We start from the raw sequence: 20,914 nt of genomic DNA on the forward strand, positions 1-20,914 counted from the left end.
GTCAGCCGACATGGCGATCTCCCAGCAGGTGATCGTAGCGGTCCACGTTGGCTTCGGGTTCCTGTTGCAGGGCCGCGCGCCGGGTGTGGATGGGCGCTGGCACATCGGCGGCCAGCAGCCGACTCAGCAGGTTCAGGATGTGCGGCTTGGAGACGGTGCCGGAGTCCAGCGCCAGCTCGACGGCGCACAGCACCGCCTGCTCGTCATGGCGCAGCACCGTGGCGAGGATCTCCACCATCTCCCGATCTCCGCCCGGGCGCTTGAGCAGCACCGACTGCAGGCGCCGCAGTCCTTCCGGGAACGTGGCAAGGGCGCCATTGCGCAGCGCGCCGGGCTTGCGCTGGATGACGGCCAGATAATGGCGCCAGTCGTAGACGGTGCGAGCTGCGTTACTGCTGTGGTCGCGCGCAAACAGGCGCGCATGCTCGGCGATGATCTGCCCTTCGGCCACCACGACGAGCCGATCGGCATAGGCGCGCACGCTCACCGGCCGGTTGGCGAACGAGGCCGGGACGCTGTAGCGGTTGCGCTCGAAGGTGATCAGGCACGTGGGCGAGACGCGCTTGGTGTCCTCGACATAGCCATCGAACGGCGAAGGCGCAGGCATCAGGTGAGGCTGCTCCTCGGCCAGCACCGGCCACGGTGCGTTGCGGATGTTCCGGGTGCTGGATCTGGCTCCACAGGCCGATGCAGCGTCGCTGCAGCCAGTCATTGAGCGCCGGCAGATCCGGGAACCGGGCACCTCGTGCCAGATGCGCGGTCGCGCATCCTGCACGTTCTTCTCGATCTGGCCTTTCTCCCATCCGGCGGCCGGGTTACAGAAGTCGGTCTCGAACAGGAAGTGACTCAGCCATGGCCCGAAGCGCACGTTGACGATGCGCTCCTTGCCGCGTCCGATCTTGTCCACCGCGGTCTTCATGTTGTCGTAGATGCCGCGCCGGGGTACGCCGCCAAAGACAGCGAAGGCGTGATTATGGGCGTCGAAGAGCATCTCGTGGCTCTGCTGTGGATAGGCCCGCAGCAGGAAAGCGCGGCTGTGGCACAGCTTGAACTGCGCCACGGAGAACTTGCAGCGTTCCCCGCCGATCACCGCCCAGTCCTCGCTCCAGTCGAACTGGAACGCCTCTCGTGCGCGAATCTCAGCGGCACGAACGTGCCGCGGCTGGTGCGCTCGGCTTCTTGAAGCTGGCGCTGCCATGCGCGGGAAAGTGGCCGCTACGCGGTCATAGGAACCCTCGTAGCCCAACGCCCGCAGATCGTTGTGCAGCTGGCGCCAGTTGCGCCGCTGCTTGCGGCCGCGTCCGGCCTCTCGCTCCAGCCAGCAGGCGAGCATGTCGGCAAACGGGTCGAGCTTGATCGGACTCTTGCGCTGCGGGTAGACCGGCTCCACCACGCCACTGGCCAGGTACTTGCGGATCGTGTTCCGGGACAGCTTGGTGCGCCGGGCAATCTCGCGGATCGGCACCCCTTCGCGCAGGTGCCAGCGTCGTATAACACTCAATATCGCCACGTCGATCACTCCAGAAATCTCCTGCCCCAAAGAGCAGGACGGGGGTGTACACGTGGGTCAAAATTGGATGCAAATACCCGCTATAGGTGGGTCAGTTTTAGGCGCAAATCAACACGAGACCGACTTCTGTAACCCGGCCGCCGGATGGGAGAAGGGCCAGATCGAGAAGAACGTGCAGGATGCGCGACCGCGCATCTGGCACGAGGTGCCCCGGTTCCCGGATCTGCCGGCGCTCAATGACTGGCTGCAGCGACGCTGCATCGGCCTGTGGAGCCAGATCCAGCACCCGGAACATCCGCAACGCACCGTGGCCCAGGTGCTGGCCGAGGAGCAGCCTCACCTGATGCCTGCGCCTTCGCCGTTCGATGGCTATGTCGAGGACACCAAGCGCGTCTCGCCCACGTGCCTGATCACCTTCGAGCGCAACCGCTACAGCGTCCCGGCCTCGTTCGCCAACCGGCCGGTGAGCGTGCGCGCCTATGCCGATCGGCTCGTCGTGGTGGCCGAAGGGCAGATCATCGCCGAGCATGCGCGCCTGTTTGCGCGCGACCACAGCAGTAACGCAGCTCGCACCGTCTACGACTGGCGCCATTATCTGGCCGTCATCCAGCGCAAGCCCGGCGCGCTGCGCAATGGCGCCCCTTTGCCACGTTCCCGGAAGGACTGCGGCGCCTGCAGTCGGTGCTGCTCAAGCGCCCGGGCGGAGATCGGGAGATGGTGGAGATCCTCGCCCGGTGCTGCGCCATGACGAGCAGGCGGTGCTGTGCGCCGTCGAGCTGGCGCTGGACTCCGGCACCGTCTCCAAGCCGCACATCCTGAACCTGCTGAGTCGGCTGCTGGCCGCCGATGTGCCAGCGCCCATCCACACCCCGGCGCGCCCGCCCTGCAACAGGAACCCGAAGCCAACGTGGACCGCTACGATCACCTGCTGGAGATCGCCATGTCGGCTGACGCCCGCCCTTTTCTCTCAAGTCCCTGAAGCTCTACGGCATGGCCCATGCGGTGGATGACCTGTCTGCCCAGCAGGGTCCGGCGTTCACCCGTGCTCGGCCGATCCCGGAAGACCTGATCAAGGCCGAGGTCGCCGAGCGTGAAGTGCGCTCGGTCAACTATCAGCTCAAGGGTGCGCGGTTCCCGGCGCACCGTGATCTGGCCGGGTTCCGGTTCGAGCACAGTGGCGTGGATGCCGCGCTGGTCAAGACACTGCACGAGTGCCAGTTCCTGCGCAGCGCCCACAACGTCGTGCTCGTCGTCGGCGGACCCGGCACCGGCAAAACACATCTGGCCACCGCCATAGGCATCCGTGCCGTCGTGCATCATCGCCTGCGGGTGCGGTTCTTCTCCACCGTCGATCTGGTCAACCAGCTCGAGGCCGAGAAGGCCTTCAACAAGGCCGGGTATCTTGCCAAGGGCCTTGCCAACACCGACATGGTCATCCTGGACGAACTCGGCTACCTGCCGTTCTCCCAGGCCGGAGGAGCACTGCTGTTCCACCTGCTCAGCAAGCTCTACGAGCGAACCAGCGTGCTGGTGACCACCAACCTGAGCTTCTCAGAGTGGGCCAGCGTGTTCGGGGACGCGAAGATGACCACGGCCCTGCTGGACCGGTTCACCCATCACTGTCACATCGTCGAGACCGGCAATGACAGCTACCGGTTCAGGAACAGCTCAACCCAACCCCGCAAGGAGCGACGAACCACCAAATCCACCCCTGCCTGAGACATACTGACAACGACCAAGGCGGGTCAACTTTAGATGCAAATCCCGGGTCACCTTTAAGCGCAAAACAACAGTCGAGGCGATCGCTGTCTGGAGTGCCCGGTCATCCCACCCCGAACAGGCCATCCCCGCTGCCGGGGCTCACATCCCCGGCCATTCCGGCGACCTGCTCCCCCTGAATAGTACGACTTCGATGTAGAGTCCGCCCATCTGTACCAAATCGGGGAGCGGGTCGATATCTTCACATGGCTTGCCGGCTTACGCGTCGTTGCGCTACATTTGTAGCGCACGGACATTGAGGAAGCCGCCATGGCCGCCACGACTACCATCCGTCTCCCGCCGGAGCTTCGCGACCGACTTCAGGCCCTGTCCCGGAAGACCGGCCGCTCGGCCCACAGCCTGATCGTCGAGGCCGTGGAGCGGCACGCCGATTACGAGGAGCAGCTGCAGGCGCTCGTGCAGGAAGCAATCGCAGCGGACGCCCGCATCGAAGAGACCGGCGAGGTTTATCGGGCTGAGGACGTCCACGCCTGGATGGAACGACTGGTAACAAAGGCCCGGGCAACGCGGCCGAAGCCGTGGCGACGGTAGTCTATTCCGCCCGCGCGCTCGATCATCTCGAGCAGGCGTTTGCGTTCTTGCGGCGCGAGAACCCCCGGGCAGCGCGCGAAAGTGTGGTTGCCATCCGTTCCGCCGCGACGTTGCTCGCCGCACATCCCCTGGCAGGCCGGCGCTTGCACGGCGATATCCGTGAGCTCGTCATCTCGTTTGGCCAGACCGGCTATGTGGCGCTGTACCGTTTCGTGCCAGCGCGCCAGGAGATACGCATCCTGGCGATACGCCACCAGCGCGAGCTGCACTATCGGCCCTGATCAGGAGCCAGGTGCCGCGCGTGTTCCTGCGCTCATCGGTGCCGGTGTTGCAGAGATGGCTAGTCGTCCACCGGGAAGGGCGTCGGCACCTTGGGATTGCGCGGGTTGGCCACCTCCGCCGCTTCCTGGTCCTCGATGATCTTGAGCCGCTGCTCGCGCGTCAGCTCCGACAGCGGCCGGAACAGCGTTGGCATTGGAACGGAGTTCGTCGACGGTGGGGCCTTCGGCCTGAGTTCGACTACGCGGCCTTCCGGCTTCCCATCCGGTTTGGGCACGCGATCCGCACGTGCCTCGAATTTGGCCTTGCGGTCGAGCCACGCCAAGCGGATGCCGCCAAAGATCGCGCGCCTGATCTCCTCTGGTGAAAGGCGGCTCGAGCCCTTGGGCTTGTCTGGGGGCGGTTTCCTGTCGTCCATGGGTTTACCTCCGTCCAGGGTCGGTGCCCTGGTCGTCTACTGTGAATCGTGGAAGTTGGGACGCCCTGCAGAAGCAGGGCGGCGTCCGAGAAGGAGTTTCAGGAGGGCCGCGGAAGCGACACTCGCCGATGACGCTGCCCTATTCTACCCTGCGGCGGCCCGGCTGGCCTCACCCAAATGGGTGAGGCGAGGCGACATAACGGGGGCGGGAGCTGCCTTGAGCTCGTGGGCATCCCGGGGCAGGTTCGCCGTGAACGAGTGACGAGCGTGTATGGAGGGCATACATGATTCCTCCCATTGGCGACCTTCGCGTCGATCCCGACAAGCCGATCACCCCGCGCCACGTGGCCATGACCTGGGCGCAGCGTCTGAAGCGCGTCTCTCGCATCGACATCGACCAGTGCGCCCGTTGCGGCGGGAAGCTCGAGGTGATCGCGAGCATCGAAGAGCCGTAGCTGATTGCGAGGATTCTGGCGCACATCCAAAAGACCGCGCCGGATCAACATCAGGCCGAGCTGCCCCTCGGCGCACGGGCGCATCCCCAACAGGCACGGCTGATCTGACACCAAGAGGAGAGATTCCTCATCACCTGCCGCAACCATCCGCGGCGGGCTCGGGCCGACTTGCGCCAGAACGGGCTGCACAGCAGAGGGGGCGGGGGCCTGACGAACAAGTCGCGGCGCACCGACGCATCCCAGTCCGGTGGCGGCACCCCGGATGCGTTGACCATCGGGTCCTGACGTATACTCGCGCGGGGCCGGCAGGGGCTGGTGGGGAGACACCATGGATTCGCGCAAGATCTTCTACGGCTGGTACATCACCATCGCCTGCTGCATCGGGCTGGCCTGCGGCCTGACCAGCGTGCTCACCGGCACCTTCTCCATCTTCCTCGGCCCGCTGGTCGCCGAGTTCGGCTGGCAACCCTCGGATCTCTTCGTCGCACTGATGCTCGCCACCGTGACGGTGACCGTCGCCTCGCCCTTCATCGGCGTGCTGATCGACCGCTTCGGCGCCAAGCGCATGATCCTCGCCGGCTTCATCCTCGAGGGCATCGTGCTCGCCTCCTTCGCCGTGCAGGATGCATCGCTCGGCACGCTCTATGCGCGCTACATCCTGATGACGCTGCTGGGCCTCGGCACCACCCACGTCTCCTTCGCCCGCGTGATCTCGCTGTGGTTCGACCGCCAGCGTGGCCTGGCGCTCGGCATCGCGCTCGCCGGCCTCGGCGTCGGCGGCATGATCTGGCCGCTGCTCTCGCAGTGGGCGATCGACGCCTACGGCTGGCGCACTGCCTACCTGATCGTCACCGCGGTGGTCACCACCCTCGGCTTCCTCGCCATCGCCATCATCGTCAGGGATACGCCGGCCGCCATGGGGCTGCTGCCCGATGGCGCGCCCGCAGCCGGTGCCGGCGGTGCCGCCACAAAGCCCGGCCAGCCGGGCGGCTTTACGCTGGCACAGACCCTGCGCCAGACCGGCTTCTGGATGATGATCCTCGCCTTCTTCCTGGTGGGCTTCGGCACCGTCAGCCTGCAGATGCACCTGGTGCCGCTGCTCAAGCTGCGCGGCGTGGACCCGATGCGCGCCGCGCTGGCGCTGTCGCTGTTCTCCGCCGCCCTCATCGTCGGCCGGCTGGCCGGCGGCATGCTCATGGACCGCTTCTTCGCCTCGCGGGTGGCGAGCGCTTTCCTCATCGGCCCCATCGTCGCCAGCGTGCTGCTGGCGATCGGCGCGGATGGCGCGAGCGCCTTCACCGGCGGCGCGATCGCCGGCGTCCTCGCCGGCCTCGCCTCGGGCGCCGAGGTCAATGCCTCGGCCTATCTTGCCGGGCGCTACTTCGGCCTGCGCTACTTCAGCCGCATCTATGCCTGGTACTTCAGCGCCTACTCGATCGGCGCGGGCTTCGGGCCGCTGATCACCGCCAAGGCGGTGGAGGCCAATGGCGGCTACGGCGGCGTGCTCTACGTGCTGGGCGGCCTGCTGACGCTGGCCGCGCTGCTGCTGTTCAGCCTCAAGCCCTTCCCGAAGAGCTTTCCCCAGCAGGGCCAGGCTCAGGCCTCGTCCCCGGCATAGGTTTCCGGCCGGCGAATCGCCGCCCGCATGGCGGCGATGCCGGCAAGCAGCGCCTGCAACTGCGCGATCTCGCGGTCGAGCTTCTCGCGACGTGCCCGGCTCGTCCATGGCCGCTCGCGCTCGACGAGCTTGCGCGCCAGCCGTTGCCGGTAGTCACGCTCCATCAGCGAAGCTCGTCCGCCAGGCCCTCCAGTCTTAATCCCCTTTCAAACGGGGTGGGTCTTCGGGGAAGCAATGGTGCCAGGCCGGGCGTTTCGGGCTTTCGGCGGTTGTCCATGCACGGGTGTCAGGTCCCGGTCATTCGCCGTTGCACCCCCCTGCAGGTGCGGTGCAGCGGTATGCCAGGTCATGCGTGGGTGTCCCGAGGTGCTGGCGCACAGCCGCGGCACCTTTCAGGCAGGCAGCAGTTCACCTAACGCGTATAGCGTCTTCTGCGGGAACCGCTCCAGCGGATAGAAGCGGCTGATGACCTGCACGGCCTGCTCGTACGTCGCGATGTTGAGGTGTCGCAGCAGGTAGCGGATGTCATCTTCGTCGTGGAACTCCGCGCCGATGCGCAGCGACAGGCACTTCATCGCCAGCAGATACTCCGGCTGCGCGATCATGACGCGCAGGTGATCGAGTTCCAGAAACGGGCTGAACTCGCCACGCTCGCTCAGAAACGCCTTCACGCCGTCGTTGAGCCAGTCGGGCTGGACCCCGGAGCGTGTGGCCACCCGGGCGGCGGCCTCGCGCACCTGGCGGGCGGGGCGAAACAGCCCATCCACATCCTGGGTTGAGGCGCGCGCGGCGTAGGCCAGGCACATCACGGCGCCGCCGACCAGGAACAGTTCGCCTTCCGTGCCGGCCTTGCCCAGCTCCTCGTTCAGCAAGGCGAACAGCCGGCGCAACACCTTGTCCGTCAGGGCGGGCATTTCAGACCTGCGCGCCGATGCTGGCGTCAATGAAGATATTGCGACGCCTGAACGGCGGCGGCGAGTGTGTCAGCAGGTGCAGGCGCAGGCTCCTGAGCTCGCTCCCGAAGGCGGGGCTTGTCAGGGGCGCAATGGCGCCCGCCCAGCGCGGCGGCGCGATGCCGCGTTGCGCGCAGGCGTACTCCACCATGGCCGCGACGTAGTTGGCCTGGATTGCTGTAAGGCCTGCCTGCGGCGGTGGGGCCACCGCGTCCTGCAACTCGCCGGCGTCGAGCCCGGATAGCAGCGCGTTCAGTTCCGCCAGCGCGAAGCGTGCGTCGGTTTCCTTGGCACAGGCGGCCGTCAGTTCATTGAAGCGCTGCGCCGAGGCGGGCAGCAGGCGCTCGAGTACGTAGGCCGACATGTCCATGCCCGCCCGGCGGGCCGCCCGCTGGATCGCGGCCTTCTGTGCGGGGGACACCCGGATCTGCAGCTGGGTGGTTTTCGGGGCAGTACCCATGGCCGGAGCATAGGCCGAGTCCCGACGTGACGTCAATACGGATGTATTGACATCAGGCAGGTCATTACGCTTTATCCAACCCGGCACGCCACACGCACAAGGAGCGAGAAAGCGGAACGGCGCGTGAGAGGGCCCGGGCGCGGGACACGGGTTTGTATGTCTGTCCGGGTCCCGCGCTGTTCGAGCGACCTGCTCCCCCTGAATAGTTCGACTTCGAGGTGGAGTCCGCCCATCTGAGGAGCGGACCATGCGGGGCAAGAAGGCGACGACGGAGCAGATCATTGCGGTGCTCAAGGAAGCCGCGGCCGGGCCACGCTTCCGGCGTGTGGCGGCGCCGACCCCGGCCGGGATCGAGGCGCTGCTCGGCCAGATTGACACGCGCATCGCCCGGCACCTGGAGCGGCGGGGGCTGCGGGTACGCGATGCCGAGGGGAGTTACCTCAGCACCGGCCCGGGCGAGGAAGATGGCCTGGCCGCCTTGGTCGGGCACTCGATCACCTACCGCATCGCGGTGGGAGCGAGCGAGGGGCGCAAGGCGTTCAGGCTGCAGACCGTCGCCCCGGCGCTGGAAGCGCCTGCCGGGGATGAGCGGCTGGCGAAGCACTCCGGGGTGTTCATGCGGCATATCCCTGTGCCGCACCCCGGCTGGCCGCACTGGTGCAGTGCGAGCGCTGCGGGGGGTAGGGTGAAGATCATTGCCAGCATCGAGGACCCCCTGGCGTACGCGAACGCAAGGCGTGCCACGCTGCGGGTCGGCGCCACCGGCCTCTATCTCGTCATCGGGAAAATAAATCCGGCACCATTAAACGGGAACAGTCAGCGCCAGCGACGGCGAGCGCGAGTGCCTGCGATGGCGAATGCGGTTACCGCGAACCACACCGCCGGCGGCAACGGAACGGCGCTTGCGGTCAGGCGGACGATGTCCGTCGAGCCGCTGGCGTCGATCAGGTATTGCAGATCCCAGACGATGCCCGCCACCTCGGGCAGGTTCACGCTGCCGAATTCGCCGGTGAGGACCTGGGCCAGCAGGATGTCGAACGAAGAACCTGGCGCCGGCAGGAACACCGGATTACCCTGCGCCGACCAGAGGCTGACGTCGAGCACGCCGCCCAGCGTAGCGCTGCCGCTGACCAGGAGCTGGTCGTAAGCCGACTGGCCCAGTTCGATGCCGAGCGTGCCGGAAGCCTGCGAGTAGTTGCCGTTGACGTGCATGACACCGGGCGAATTGCCCGGTGAAACGCTGCCGCTGTTGAGAAGGTTGCCGGCGACGGTGCCGCTGCCAGTGAGGATGCCGCCGTTGAGCGCTATGTCGCCGGCTATCAGCAGGGAGCCGTCCACGTCGGTCACCCCCGCGGTCTGCGTGTAGGTGGTCGCGGTGAGGGTGCTGCCCGCTCCGACATCGATGGTGCCGGCGTTGCTGAACAGACCGACCGCGAAACTTCGCCCGTTGCGCACCTCGAAGCGGCCGGTGTTCAGGTTGGTCGTGAAGCCCGACAATGCATCGATCGTCCCCGAGGTCCCGTTGTAGAGCCGGGAAGCTGTGCCATCGAGCACGACGTCCGCTGCATTGCTGGTGATGCCCCCGGTCACGGGCAAGCGCATGGTGCCGAGCACTTCGTAGCGCCCGCCGGCAAGCGTGTGGGTCGTGGCATTGAAATTCGTCAGGTTCTGATTGACCTGCAGCGTACTGCCGGCCGCTGCACGCAGCGTGCCCTCGTTGGTGACGTTGGCGGCGACGCCGGATTCGGCGAGGATCAGCGCATTGCCCTGATTGGCCTGAATGAGGCCGCGGTTGGTCAGCGCCATGCCATAGGAGCCGATCTTGCCGGCGCCCTGGATGGTGTGACCCGACTCGTTAATGAGCGTCCCCGTGCCAATGCCGGCCGAGGCGATGCTGTTCGACGAGCTGTTCGACATCGATAGCGTGCCGCCGCCTGCGAGCACCGTACCAGGGCTGACGTTCAGGTTCGCGCCGCTGCTGCCGGATCCCAGCAGCATGCTGCCGTGGTTGGTGAGCGTCCCGCCGAGCAGCGTCGTGCTGCCGCGGATATCGAGCGTGCCGAGGTTTTCCAGGCCACCGATCGCGGTCACGCTCGTCGGCAGGCGTATCACGCCGCTGCCCGAGGTCGTCAACGTGCCGCCGGTCAGAGTCGCATAGCTCAACTGCACCAGCGAGCCGTCCTGGGCCTGGAGGATGCCGCCCGCATTGCTGAAGAGGACGGGATTGGAGGAATCGGCGCCAGCGATGTCCAGCGTGGCGCCATTGCGGGCGCGCATCACGCCTGCATTGGCGAGAGTGCCGCCGCTGGTCGAGGTGATCTTCAGTGCGCTTGCGGCGGCATCGGCATCGATCAGGCCCCGGTTGGTCACACGCCTGATCTGACGGATCAGCCCTGTCCCGCGTATGGTGTGATCGGGCCCGTTGATCAGCCCCGGGTCGGTGCCGAGGGACCCGACGATACTGCGGGTGGCATGGGTGAGTTCCAGAACGCCGCTGCCATCGAGCGAATGGTCATCGCCGGAGGCGCCGGTCAGGTGCAGCTCCGTGTTGCTACTGGTCGAATCGAGGCGGATGGTGCCGTTGTTCGTGATCGAGGAGCCGAGCGTGAGCCACTGACCGTTGTTGACCTTGAGCAGCCCCTCGATGGTCACGCTGCCAATACGGACATTCGGGGCGGTTACCTCGATGCGGCCGGAACCGCTGCTGGCGAGAGTGCCGCCGGTGATACCCACCGAGTACAACTCCACCAGAGAACCGTCGAGCGCCGTGATCGTGCCTGCGCCGTTATTCAGAAACCCGGACGGAGTAGTTGCCGAGGTCCCACCCTGGATTCGCAGCTTGCCGCCGTTGCTCGCCCGGAGAGTCCCGGCATTGTAGGCGGTATATGCGGGCGGAAGCATGTCGAGAACGATGGGCAGGCCATTGAGGTCTGCATCGATCGTTCCGCTATTGCTGAATGCCACGCCGCTGCCGCTCATGTACTTGATCGTGCCGCTGCCGGTGATCTTTGCGGCATTGCTCAGCCGGATGTACTCGATGTCGCCGCCGAGCAGGTGGATCTGTCCCGGGCCGTCGAACGCGGCGATGCCGTTGCTATAGATCTTGCCGGTAACCTCCACTTGACCGGTGACGTTGAGGGTCGCCGTTTTCCAGTCCGGGGTTGGTCCGACGGCGGGAAGATTCCACCAGTTCAAGCCAAGCGCGCTGGTGACGTTGAGCGTCGTCTGCGTGCCGACGCTCAATTCCGCCACGCTTGCCGGGACGTTGACATCCAGCGTCGCGTTCACGGGTGTGGGGCCTGGCGGCACCGTCGGCGTCGGGCTGACGGTGACCTTGTAGAAAACATACTCGCTGGCGTCTGCCGGCTGCTGGCCGGGGTAGCCCTTCTGGGTGCAATGGCCCTCGCCGTCATACTGCAGGCAGATCGTCGGCGACCAGTTCTCGCCGTCGGCCCAGCTACCGTTCTGGGGCAACCCCGGCACCGGCGATTCACCGAACTTGTAGCTGACGCTGCGATCTTCAGCGCAGGTGATGATCGGCAAGCCGAGAACGAGGAACAGGATCAGCGAACGGAGTGACATGGCGATCCCAGCCGGGGTAACCGATCCTGCTGCGACCGTGCGACCGGACCGCAACCACGGCCCCCGTTATCTTGTTATGCAGCCGATTATCGGGCTGCCAGGATTGCCGTCAAGGCCGGCCGATCAGCGCAAGATTAGCCTTCTGCCGCAATCACTTGAAGGAAACCTGTCAGTGCAGACAGGCGACATAACCACCACCGAGCGCGTTACCTTGGTCGGGTCGATGAGGCCCATCGAGACCAGGTCGCCGAACTCGCCGGAGACGGCTGCGCCAAAGGCATCCCGCAGCGCGAGAATCCCACCCGCCCTCCGGCATTTCCGGCAGCGCGACAGGGGCCGACAGGGGGGCTGGATCGCCCGGCTGCCGCTACCGCGGGTCGCCGGCTTTGCAGCAGGGGGCTACCCAGGCGCCGACGTGGGCTTTGAATGTCCTATTCCCGCGACGCGGCTGTTCTCGAGGTCGGCGACTGATACGCAGATGGTCGGCGCCAATAGCAATGTGGCCCGGTGTGAATTCTCCGGCTTCAAAGACTTGCAAGCCGCCAGCGGCTGGGTGAGCCGGATGGCAAATTTGGCCAGACTTTGGAAAACTTCGCCGCGCGCCGTCAAACGAGCCGCCTGACATGAACCAATCCGATAGTGAAATTCTCACGCTGGAAGAAGTGGCGGCCTGCCTCAAGGCAGGATCGCCGGATTGCTGCGCAGATTGCCGGGAAACCACAGAATAGAGCATGAGTACCCCGCAGAACGGCAGCGGTCGGGCGGTCTCGCTCGGAGGGAGAGCTGCACGCCCATGAATGCCGTAGAAATCGAACAGGCCATCACCGACCTCGCGGAGCAGCCCTTCGACCGCGCCGAGTTCCCCTACGCCTTCCTCGAAGCTTTCGGCAACAAGGCGACGACGCTCAAGCGCCTGCGCGCCGGAGCGTCGAACAAGTCCGACCTCGGCGGCGTGCTCCAGACCAGCAACATCCACCTCCTGACTTGCGACGTGGGGCAAGTGCCGCAGACGCTGGCCGCGCTCAAGGCCAGCCCGGCCACGACCAAGGCCAAGGCGAAGTTCATCCTCGCCACGGACGGCGCGGACTTCGAGGCCGAAGACCTGACCAGCGGCGAGACCGTCGCCTGTGCCTACAAGGATTTCCCCGACCACTTCGGTTTCTTCCTGCCGCTGGCGGGCATCAGCACCGTCCGCCAGATCAGCGAGAACGCCTTCGATATCCGGGCCACCAGCCGCCTGAATCGCCTGTACGTCGAACTGCTGAAGGACAACCCCGCGTGGGGCACGGTGGAGCGGCGCCACGCCATGAACCACTTCATGGCGCGGCTGATCTTCTGCTTCTTCGCCGAAGACACCGACATCTTCATCGGCAAGGGTCGCTTCACCGACACCGTCGCGCAGATGAGCGAGCGCGACGCCTCCAATACCCACGAGATCATCGCCACGCTGTTTCGCGCCATGAACACCCGGCGCGAGGATCGGGCCGCCGCCGGCATTCCGCGCTGGGCCGCGGAGTTCCCCTACGTCAACGGCGCCTTGTTCTCCGGCAGCGTCGAGGTGCCGCGATTCAGCAGGATCGCCCGCTCCTACCTGCTGCACGTCGGTGGCCTCGACTGGACGCGGATCAATCCCGACATCTTCGGCTCGATGATCCAGGCCGTCGCCGAGGATGAGGAGCGCGGCGAGCTGGGCATGCACTACACCAGCGTGCCGAACATCCTGAAGGTCTTGAACCCGCTGTTCCTCGATGACCTGCGCGCGAAGCTGGAGGAGGCCGGCGACAACCCGCGCACCCTGCTCAACCTGCGCAAGCGCATCGCCCGGATCAGGGTCTTCGACCCGGCCTGCGGCTCGGGCAATTTCCTGGTCATCGCCTACAAGGAGATGCGCGCCATCGAGGCGGAGATCAACCGCAGGCGCAGCGAGCCGGATCGCGCGTCGGAAATCCCGCTCACCAACTTTCGCGGCATCGAGCTGCGCGACTTCCCGGCGGAGGTCGCCCGCCTTGCGCTGGTCATTGCCGAGTACCAGTGCGACGTGTTGTACCGAGGCCAGAAGCTGGCGCTGGCCGAGTTCCTGCCGTTGCGCAATGAGAACTGGATTACCTGCGGCAACGCGCTGCGGCTGGATTGGTTGAGCATTTGCCCGCCGACGGGCACCGGCGTAAGGGTGCTGGCGGATGATTTGTTTGAAACGCCACTCGATCAGGTGGAGATCGACTTCAAGAACGAAGGCGGCGAGACGTATATTTGTGGCAACCCGCCCTACAAAGGTAGCCAGACGCAGACCAAAGAGCAGAAGGCTGATTTGGCTTCGGTGTTTGATCCTTATGGCATTTCGTCCAAACAAATTGACTATGTAGGTGGCTGGTTCATGAAAGCTGCCGCCTACGCGCAAGCCACGCGGACGGATTCGGCTTTCGTCAGCACCAACTCCATCTGCCAGGGGCGCATCGTCCCGATCCTGTGGCCGGAAATTTTCAAACGCGGCTCTCACATCCGCTTCGCGCATACCAGCTTCAAATGGACAAACCTCGCCGCGTACAACGCCGGCGTTACGGTCGCCATTGTTGGTCTTTCTACGGACGCGAGTAAGAAGCGCCAGCTTTACGATCTGGATGCCTGTGGCGGAACCACCGTGCGCGAGGCGACCAACATCACGCCTTACCTGACCGTTGGCGAGAACGTGGTGGTCGATGGACAACGCATGAGTATTTCGGGCCTGCCCGATATGTCCTTTGGCAACATGCCCGTCGATGGAGGGAATCTCTTGTTGTCCGCGGATGATGCGGCCTCGCTCGGCTTGAGCAAGCAGGATGAAGAGATTTTTCTTCGGCGCATCTACGGCTCAGCCGAGTTCATTCGTGGAGTCGTTCGCAAATGCCTCTGGATTCGTGACGAAAAGTTGTCACAGGCCTTGCAGGTAGCCTCTATACGACCTCGCATTGAAGCCGTTCGGGAAATGCGGCTCAAAAGCAAAGATGCGGGCACGAATGAAATGGCATGGCGGGCGCATCAGTTCCGCGAGACGTATCACGGCGAAAGGCACACGCTGATTCTTCCGGGCGTGTCATCGGAAGGACGCGAGTATCTTCCCGTTGGGCTGATCGACAATCATTCGGTCGTCTCCAACCTCGCTTTTGCTCTCTACGACGCTCCGCTCTGGAACATGGCTCTCATCGCCAGTCGCCTGCATCTGGTCTGGATCGCCACCGTCTGCGGCAAATTGAAGACCGATTTTCGTTACTCCAACACCCTCGGCTGGAACACCTTCCCGGTGCCGACTCTGACCGAAAAGAACAAGGCCGATCTCACGCGCTGTGCCGAGGATATCCTGCTGGCGCGCGAACACCATTTCCCCGCGACCATCGCCGATCTGTACGACCCCGAAAACATGCCCCCCGACCTGCGCGCCGCGCACGAGCGCAACGACGAAGTACTGGAGCGCATCTATATCGGTCGACGCTTCAAGAACGACACTGAGCGGCTGGAAAAGCTGTTTGACCTGTACGCGAAGATGGCGGCAACGGTGGTGAGGAAGGACGTTGCCAAGAAGAGTGCCAACAGGAGAAGGGCATGAGTCGCCCCGAACCCGTGCGACCGATATACGGCTTCTTCTCCGCGCCTGATCCCGTCGTCCTGCTTCGAGGTGAGGCGGAAGTTCGAATGGGCGATGACAGCTTTTCCGGCGAGGCTGATCTATTGCTGCGCTTTGTGTCTGCCCCGCGCGTGCTCTTTCATGCAAACACCTCGATAACCGTCGAGCGTAAATTTCATTTCTTCTGCGATGACTCGATTGAAGTGTCATTTCTGTTCAAAGATCAGAAGATCGATGGATTCCGGGGAAGATGGAGGGCCGGCGCCGACGGTTTGGAGATAGATTGGTACCCTGAATCCGAGCCGGTGGTGTTGTGTGACATGCGGCAACAAACATCAGTTGCTGCAATCTTTCACCTGTTCAACTTTCCAGATTTCGGAGGAGGGCAGCATCAGCAGGCTGCCCCTCAGGGATGTGCTTTATTGGTGCTGGAATCTGAAGACTGGAAAATTTCCCTTCAGGGACTTCCTGAGAACGCTACAGGTCAAGCTTGGGAGCGGATCAAGAACGAAGGCGGCTGTTTCCTGACTCATGTAGTGAAGATGGAGCGCAAGGATGGCGAGTCGTTTTCAGGTGAGGATGCCCAAGAGCAATGTTCTCTCTTGGCCAGCTTTCTGTCGTTCGTCAAAGGAAGCCGGTGCTGGCCTGTATGTGGGGTGGGACTCGATGCTGCAGGTGTGACGTCCTGGAGGACTTTCGCTTCCCCGCATGCTGTCAGGCCACCTTGTTCGTGGTTCACTCCGTGCAAAGCGAGTCAGGCGGAACTCCTGTTCCCATTGTTTGCAAAGCGTTGGCAGCAATCGGAGGAATGGAGAAATTGTCTGCGCTCGGCGATCTATTGGTATTTACAGGCCAATACGCGCGGCGGCTCGCCGAGCATTGACGCCGCCATCATCCTGGCACAGTCTGCCTTGGAGCGATTGGCGTACCACTCTCTTGTGGTGGATCGCAAGATGATCTCCGGAAAGGGTTTTGACGACTTGCGTGCTTCCGACCGGCTGCGAATGCTCTTCTCTGTCTGCGGTATTCCGAACGAGATCACGGATGCAGCACCGGACATCCGCCAGGCGAATGGCTCCTTCAAAAAAGAGTCCAAGTGGATGGATGCGCCGCACGCCATCACCGACATCCGAAATTCTCTGGTTCATCCCGTTAGCAAGAAGGAAATGCACGATTGCTACGAGGACGCATGGAAGTTGAGCTTGTGGTACCTGGAATTGTCTGTGCTGGCCTTGTGTGGTTACGACAACACCTATACCAACCGGTTGACGGCGAGGTACGAGACTGACTCAGAGAGCGTGCCGTGGGGAAAGAAATCATGAGCACCCAAGATGCAATGCCCGTCAAGCTGATACCCGCGCCCGAAGGCTACGCCGAGTGGCTGGCCGAGCTGAAAGCCCGCATCCACACCGCTCAGCAACGCGCCGCGCTGGCGGTCAACCGTGAGCTGGTGCTGCTGTACTGGCAGATTGGCCGCGACATCCTGGCACGGCAGGCCGAACAGGGTTGGGGCGCGAAAGTCATCGAGCGGCTGTCGCAGGACTTGCGCTCGTCCTTCCCGGAGATGAAAGGCTTCTCCCCGCGAAACCTGAAGTACATGCGTGCTTTCGCCGAGGCATGGCCGGATCAGTCATTTGTGCAAGAGGTGCTTGCACAATTGCCGTGGTATCACCAGTTGGCGCTGCTGGACAAGCTGCCCGGCCCCCAAACCCGCAAGTGGTACGCCGCCCAGGCCATCGAGCACAACTGGTCGCGCAATGTGCTGGTGATGCAGATTGAAGCCCGCTTGCTGGAGCGCAGCGGCAAGGCCGCCACCAATTTCGAGCTGACCCTGCCCAGGCCGCAGTCCGACCTGGCGCGCGAGTCGCTGAAGGACCCGTACCGCTTCGACTTTCTCGGCCTGACCGAACAGGCGCAGGAGCGCGCGGTGGAGGGTGCGCTGGTCAGGCACGTCACCGAATTCCTGCTGGAGCTGGGCGCCGGCTTCGCCTTCGTGGGGCGACAGGTGTTGCTGGACGTGGGCGGCGATGAATTCTTCATCGATCTGCTGTTCTATCACCTCAAGCTGCGCTGCTATGTGGTCGTCGATCTGAAGGGCGGCAAGTTCCAGCCCGAGCACCTGGGCCAACTGAGCTTCTACCTGACGGCGGTGGATGAGCAGGTCAGGCACCCGCAGGACAACCCGACCATCGGCCTGTTGTTGTGCAAGAGCAAGAACAAGGTGGTGGCCGAATACGCGCTGCGCCAGAACACGCAGCCGCTGGGCGTGGCCGAATACCAGTTGATCGAATCCCTGCCGCCGGAACTGGCGACGGATTTGCCGAGCATCGAACAGATCGAACAGGAATTGACGGGAAATGATGCCGACCATGATCGATGACGCCAGCAGGCAGCGCGCCGTTCCCTCCGTTTCCGTCACCTATGCCCGCAACGGCGCATCGACCCGGGCCAATGCGCTTGGGATGCGGCCCATGCAGGAGCGGGCCTACGAGAAGCGGGGCGAGCAATACCTGCTGATCAAGTCGCCGCCGGCATCGGGCAAGAGCCGGGCGCTGATGTTCGTGGCGCTGGACAAGCTGACGAACCAGGGCATCCGGCAGGCCATCATCGTCGTGCCGGAGAAATCCATCGGTGCCAGCTTCAACGACGAGCCGCTGTCGCAGCATGGCTTCTGGGCCGACTGGCACGTCGAGCCGAAGTGGAACCTCTGCAACGCGCCGGGCAACGACAACGGCGGCAAGGTCAAATCGCTGGGCGCATTCCTCGAAGGCGACGACAAGGTGCTGGTCTGCACCCACGCGACTTTCCGCTTCGCGGTCGATGCCTATGGCGTTGCGGCCTTCGACGACCGCCTGATCGCGGTCGATGAGTTCCACCACGTATCGAGCAACCCGGACAACAGGCTCGGCCAGCACCTGGGGCAGTTCATCGCGCGGGACAGGACGCATATCGTCGCCATGACCGGCTCCTACTTCCGCGGCGACGCCGAGGCCGTGTTGGCGCCTGCGGATGAGGCGAAGTTCGACACCGTCACCTACACCTACTACGAACAGCTCAACGGCTACGAGTACCTCAAGCAGCTCGACATCGGCTACTTCTTCTACAGCGGCCCCTACGTCGACGACATCCTCGAGGTCCTCGACCCGGGCGAGAAGACCATCCTCCACATCCCGAACGTCAATTCGCGCGAGAGCACGAAGGACAAGATGCGCGAGGTGGAACACATCATCGAGGCGCTGGGAGAGTGGCAGGGGATCGATGCGGCCACCGGCTTTCAGCTCGTCAAGCGACCGGATGGGCGCGTGCTGCGCATCGCCGATCTGGTCGATGACGATGACTCGAAGCGGGACCGTGTGTCCGCCGCGCTCAAGGACCCGGTGCAGAAGAACAACCGCGACCATGTGGACATCATCATCGCGCTGGGCATGGCGAAGGAAGGTTTCGACTGGATCTGGTGCGAACACGCGCTGACCGTGGGCTATCGCGCGAGCCTCACCGAGATCGTGCAGATCATCGGCCGTGCCACCCGCGATGCGCCCGGCAAGACCCGGGCGCGGTTCACCAACCTGATCGCCGAGCCGGACGCGGCCGAGGAAGCCGTCACCGAGGCCGTCAACGATACCTTGAAGGCCATCGCGGCGAGCCTGCTGATGGAGCAGGTGCTTGCCCCGCGTTTCGAGTTCAAGCCCAAGCACCCTGACAGCGGCCCGACGCCGGGCTTCAACTATGGCGAGGCTGGCTACGATCCGGGCCGCTGCAATGTCGGCGTCAATGAGCAGACCGGGGCGTACCAGGTCGAGATCAGAGGCATCGCCGAGCCCAGGAGCAGGGAGGCGACGCGAATCTGCCAGGAAGACCTGAACGAAGTCATCGCCGCCTTCGTGCAGGACAAGCCCAGCATCGAGCGCGGCCTGTTCGATGAGGAGCTGGTGCCCGAGGAGCTGACGCAGGTGCGCATGGGCAAGATCATCAAGGACAAGTATCCCGAGCTCGATGCCGAAGATCAGGAGGCCGTGCGCCAGCACGCCATCGCTGCCCTGAACCTCACGCAGCAGGCCAAGCGGCTCGTTGCCGAAGGCGAGGGCGAGGGCTCGCCCAACACCGCCCTGCTCGATGGCGTCCGCCGCTTCGCGATGGACGTGCGCGAGCTGGACATCGACCTGATCGATCGCATCAACCCCTTCGGGGCGGCCTACGCCATCCTCGCCCGGACCATGAGCGCGGACAGCCTGAAGCAGGTCGCGGCGGCCATCTCGGCCAAGCGCACGGGGCTGACGCCGGAGGAGGCGAAGGAGATGGCCGTGCGCGCTGTCCAGTTCAAGAAGGAGCGCGGCCGCATTCCGGCGCTCGATTCCCGGGATGCCTGGGAGCGACGCATGGCCGAAGGCGCGGCCGCCTTCATGCGCTTCAAGGCCGAGGGACGCTATGAGTAGCTCCGATCTCGACGAACTCGCTGCGGAGCTGGCCGAGTTCGCGCCGCCTGAAAAGCAGGGCGGCCGGTCGGCCAGGGAGGAGCGCATCATCGCCGGCTTCGAGGAAATCCAGCGCTACACGGAAAAGCACGGCCACGCGCCGCAACACGGTGAAGACCGCGACATCTTCGAGCGCCTGTACGCCGTGCGGCTCGATCGTCTGCGCGCGCTCCCGGACTGCCGGGCTTTGCTCGAACCGCTGGACCATCAGGGCCTGCTTGCCGGGGCGCCTACCGTTGCCGCTTCAGCGGACGACACCATCGACGTCGATGATCTGGCCGCCGAACTGGCAGGCGTGGTCGAGGCGGACGACATCACGGTGCTGCGCCATGTCCGCACCAGCGCCGACAAGCGCGCCGCCGAGGAGATCGCGGATCGCAAGCCTTGCGCAGACTTCGAGGCGTTCAGGCCACTGTTCGAGCGCGTCGCGACAGAGGTCAAGACCGGTTTGCGCCAGTCACAGCCAATCGAGGCGGGACGCCGCGCGATCGAGGCCGGGGATTTTTTCGTTCTCGATGGCTTGACGCTCTACGTCGCCGAGCTCGGCGATCCGCTGAAAACCACCGCCGGGGAAGTGGATCGGCGCCTGCGCCTCATCTTCGCCAACGGCACCGAAAGCAATCTGCTGCTGCGCTCGCTCCAGCGCGCGTTCTACAACGACCCCGCCGCGCGACGACTGGCCTCGCCCGAGAGCGGGCAGCTCTCCTTCGGCGGCGAGCTCGAGGCCGACGACATCGAAAGCGGCACGATCTACGTCCTGCGCTCCCTCTCCGATCACCCTTACGTCGCGCAACACCGCGACATCATCCACAAGCTGGGCGTCACCGGGGGCAAGGTAGAGACGCGCATCGCCAACGCCGAGCACGAGGCCACTTACCTGCTGGCGAAGGTCGAGGTCGTTGCAACCTACAAGCTCGCGGGCATCAACCGCACCCGGATGGAGAACCTGTTCCACAGACTGTTCGCGCCCGCGCGCTTGAACATCACCATCAACGACCGATTCGGTCATCCCGTGCAGCCCGAGGAATGGTTTCTCGTGCCGCTGTTCGTGATCGACGAGGCCGTCGCGCGCATCAAGGATGGCAGCATCACCGGCTACGTCTACGATCCGAGCGGAGCGAAGCTGGTGAAGGCATAGGACAGCCCAAATGCAGGAATAGCCCTCGCATTGCCGCGTGTTGTTTTGCACTTAAAGCTGACCCCTTGTTTGGCATAGATCAGCGAATCGTAGCCAAATTACGACAATTTCATCTGTATCA

The 20,914-nt window shown here is 64.3% G+C and carries 16 protein-coding genes and 1 pseudogene; 11 read left to right on the forward strand and 6 right to left on the reverse strand.

The window, feature by feature from the left end; genetic code table 11:
- Position 1 precedes the first annotated feature (1 nt).
- A pseudogene (locus HRU81_02825) lies at positions 2-1,510 on the reverse strand (IS21 family transposase).
- Positions 1,511-1,682: 172 nt separating this feature from the next.
- On the opposite strand from HRU81_02825, the gene HRU81_02830 reads away from it, so the two are divergent.
- From HRU81_02830 to HRU81_02845, 4 genes are all read left to right on the forward strand, one after another.
- Positions 1,683-2,258, forward strand: coding sequence for a hypothetical protein (locus HRU81_02830; protein ID QOJ31126.1), 576 nt, complete (start codon positions 1,683-1,685; stop codon positions 2,256-2,258).
- Between the two features lie 242 nt (positions 2,259-2,500).
- Positions 2,501-3,229, forward strand: coding sequence for an ATP-binding protein (locus tag HRU81_02835; protein ID QOJ31127.1), 729 nt, complete (start codon positions 2,501-2,503; stop codon positions 3,227-3,229).
- Between the two features lie 309 nt (positions 3,230-3,538).
- A complete protein-coding gene (locus HRU81_02840) occupies positions 3,539-3,820 on the forward strand; it encodes a ribbon-helix-helix protein, CopG family (protein QOJ31128.1) in 282 nt (93 codons plus the stop codon).
- Positions 3,808-4,101, forward strand: a complete 294-nt coding sequence (locus HRU81_02845; GenBank protein QOJ31129.1) for a type II toxin-antitoxin system RelE/ParE family toxin — start codon at positions 3,808-3,810, stop codon at positions 4,099-4,101. Before HRU81_02840 ends, HRU81_02845 begins: the two co-directional genes overlap by 13 nt.
- Before the next feature lie 59 nt (positions 4,102-4,160).
- Here HRU81_02845 and HRU81_02850 read toward each other — a convergent pair whose 3' ends face one another.
- Complete coding sequence (locus HRU81_02850; GenBank protein ID QOJ31130.1) at positions 4,161-4,517, reverse strand: hypothetical protein; 357 nt, start codon at positions 4,515-4,517, stop codon at positions 4,161-4,163.
- 284 nt (positions 4,518-4,801) lie between these two features.
- Between HRU81_02850 and HRU81_02855 the strand changes: the two genes are divergently transcribed.
- A complete protein-coding gene (locus tag HRU81_02855; protein ID QOJ31131.1) occupies positions 4,802-4,972 on the forward strand; it encodes a hypothetical protein in 171 nt (56 codons plus the stop codon).
- A 328-nt stretch (positions 4,973-5,300) separates the two neighbouring features.
- Positions 5,301-6,590 carry an MFS transporter gene (locus HRU81_02860; GenBank protein QOJ31132.1) on the forward strand — a complete coding sequence of 430 codons (1,290 nt, stop codon included), beginning with the start codon at positions 5,301-5,303 and terminating at the stop codon, positions 6,588-6,590.
- Here the strand turns inward: HRU81_02860 and HRU81_02865 are convergent.
- From HRU81_02865 to HRU81_02880, 4 genes are all read right to left on the reverse strand, one after another.
- On the reverse strand, positions 6,569-6,754 hold the full coding sequence (locus HRU81_02865) for a hypothetical protein (protein QOJ31133.1): 186 nt from the start codon (positions 6,752-6,754) through the stop codon (positions 6,569-6,571). The genes HRU81_02860 and HRU81_02865 overlap by 22 nt on opposite strands.
- 228 nt (positions 6,755-6,982) lie before the next feature.
- The gene (locus HRU81_02870; protein QOJ31134.1) at positions 6,983-7,504 is read right to left on the reverse strand and encodes a hypothetical protein; all 522 of its coding nucleotides are present in this window, start codon (positions 7,502-7,504) and stop codon (positions 6,983-6,985) included.
- 1 nt (position 7,505) lies between these two features.
- On the reverse strand, positions 7,506-8,003 hold the full coding sequence (locus tag HRU81_02875; GenBank protein ID QOJ31135.1) for a DUF1778 domain-containing protein: 498 nt from the start codon (positions 8,001-8,003) through the stop codon (positions 7,506-7,508).
- Between the two features lie 816 nt (positions 8,004-8,819).
- Positions 8,820-11,585, reverse strand: a complete 2,766-nt coding sequence (locus tag HRU81_02880) for a hypothetical protein (GenBank protein ID QOJ31136.1) — start codon at positions 11,583-11,585, stop codon at positions 8,820-8,822.
- A 793-nt stretch (positions 11,586-12,378) separates the two neighbouring features.
- Here HRU81_02880 and HRU81_02885 point away from each other — a divergent pair.
- The 5 genes from HRU81_02885 to HRU81_02905 are packed head-to-tail and all read left to right on the forward strand — an operon-like array spanning position 12,379 to position 20,793.
- Positions 12,379-15,165: a class I SAM-dependent DNA methyltransferase gene (locus HRU81_02885; GenBank protein QOJ31137.1), complete on the forward strand. Its 2,787-nt coding sequence runs from the start codon at positions 12,379-12,381 to the stop codon at positions 15,163-15,165.
- Positions 15,162-16,505 (forward strand): hypothetical protein, encoded by a 1,344-nt coding sequence (locus HRU81_02890; protein QOJ31138.1) that lies wholly within the window; start codon positions 15,162-15,164, stop codon positions 16,503-16,505. Before HRU81_02885 ends, HRU81_02890 begins: the two co-directional genes overlap by 4 nt.
- A complete protein-coding gene (locus HRU81_02895; GenBank protein ID QOJ31139.1) occupies positions 16,502-17,563 on the forward strand; it encodes a DUF1016 domain-containing protein in 1,062 nt (353 codons plus the stop codon). The genes HRU81_02890 and HRU81_02895 overlap by 4 nt, the downstream gene beginning before the upstream one ends.
- A complete protein-coding gene (locus HRU81_02900; GenBank protein QOJ31140.1) occupies positions 17,553-19,616 on the forward strand; it encodes a DEAD/DEAH box helicase in 2,064 nt (687 codons plus the stop codon). Before HRU81_02895 ends, HRU81_02900 begins: the two co-directional genes overlap by 11 nt.
- Complete coding sequence (locus tag HRU81_02905; protein QOJ31141.1) at positions 19,609-20,793, forward strand: GIY-YIG nuclease family protein; 1,185 nt, start codon at positions 19,609-19,611, stop codon at positions 20,791-20,793. The genes HRU81_02900 and HRU81_02905 overlap by 8 nt, the downstream gene beginning before the upstream one ends.
- Positions 20,794-20,914 lie beyond the last annotated feature (121 nt).

This window comes from Gammaproteobacteria bacterium (assembly GCA_015709695.1).
In the GTDB taxonomy this organism is placed as follows: Bacteria; Pseudomonadota; Gammaproteobacteria; order Steroidobacterales.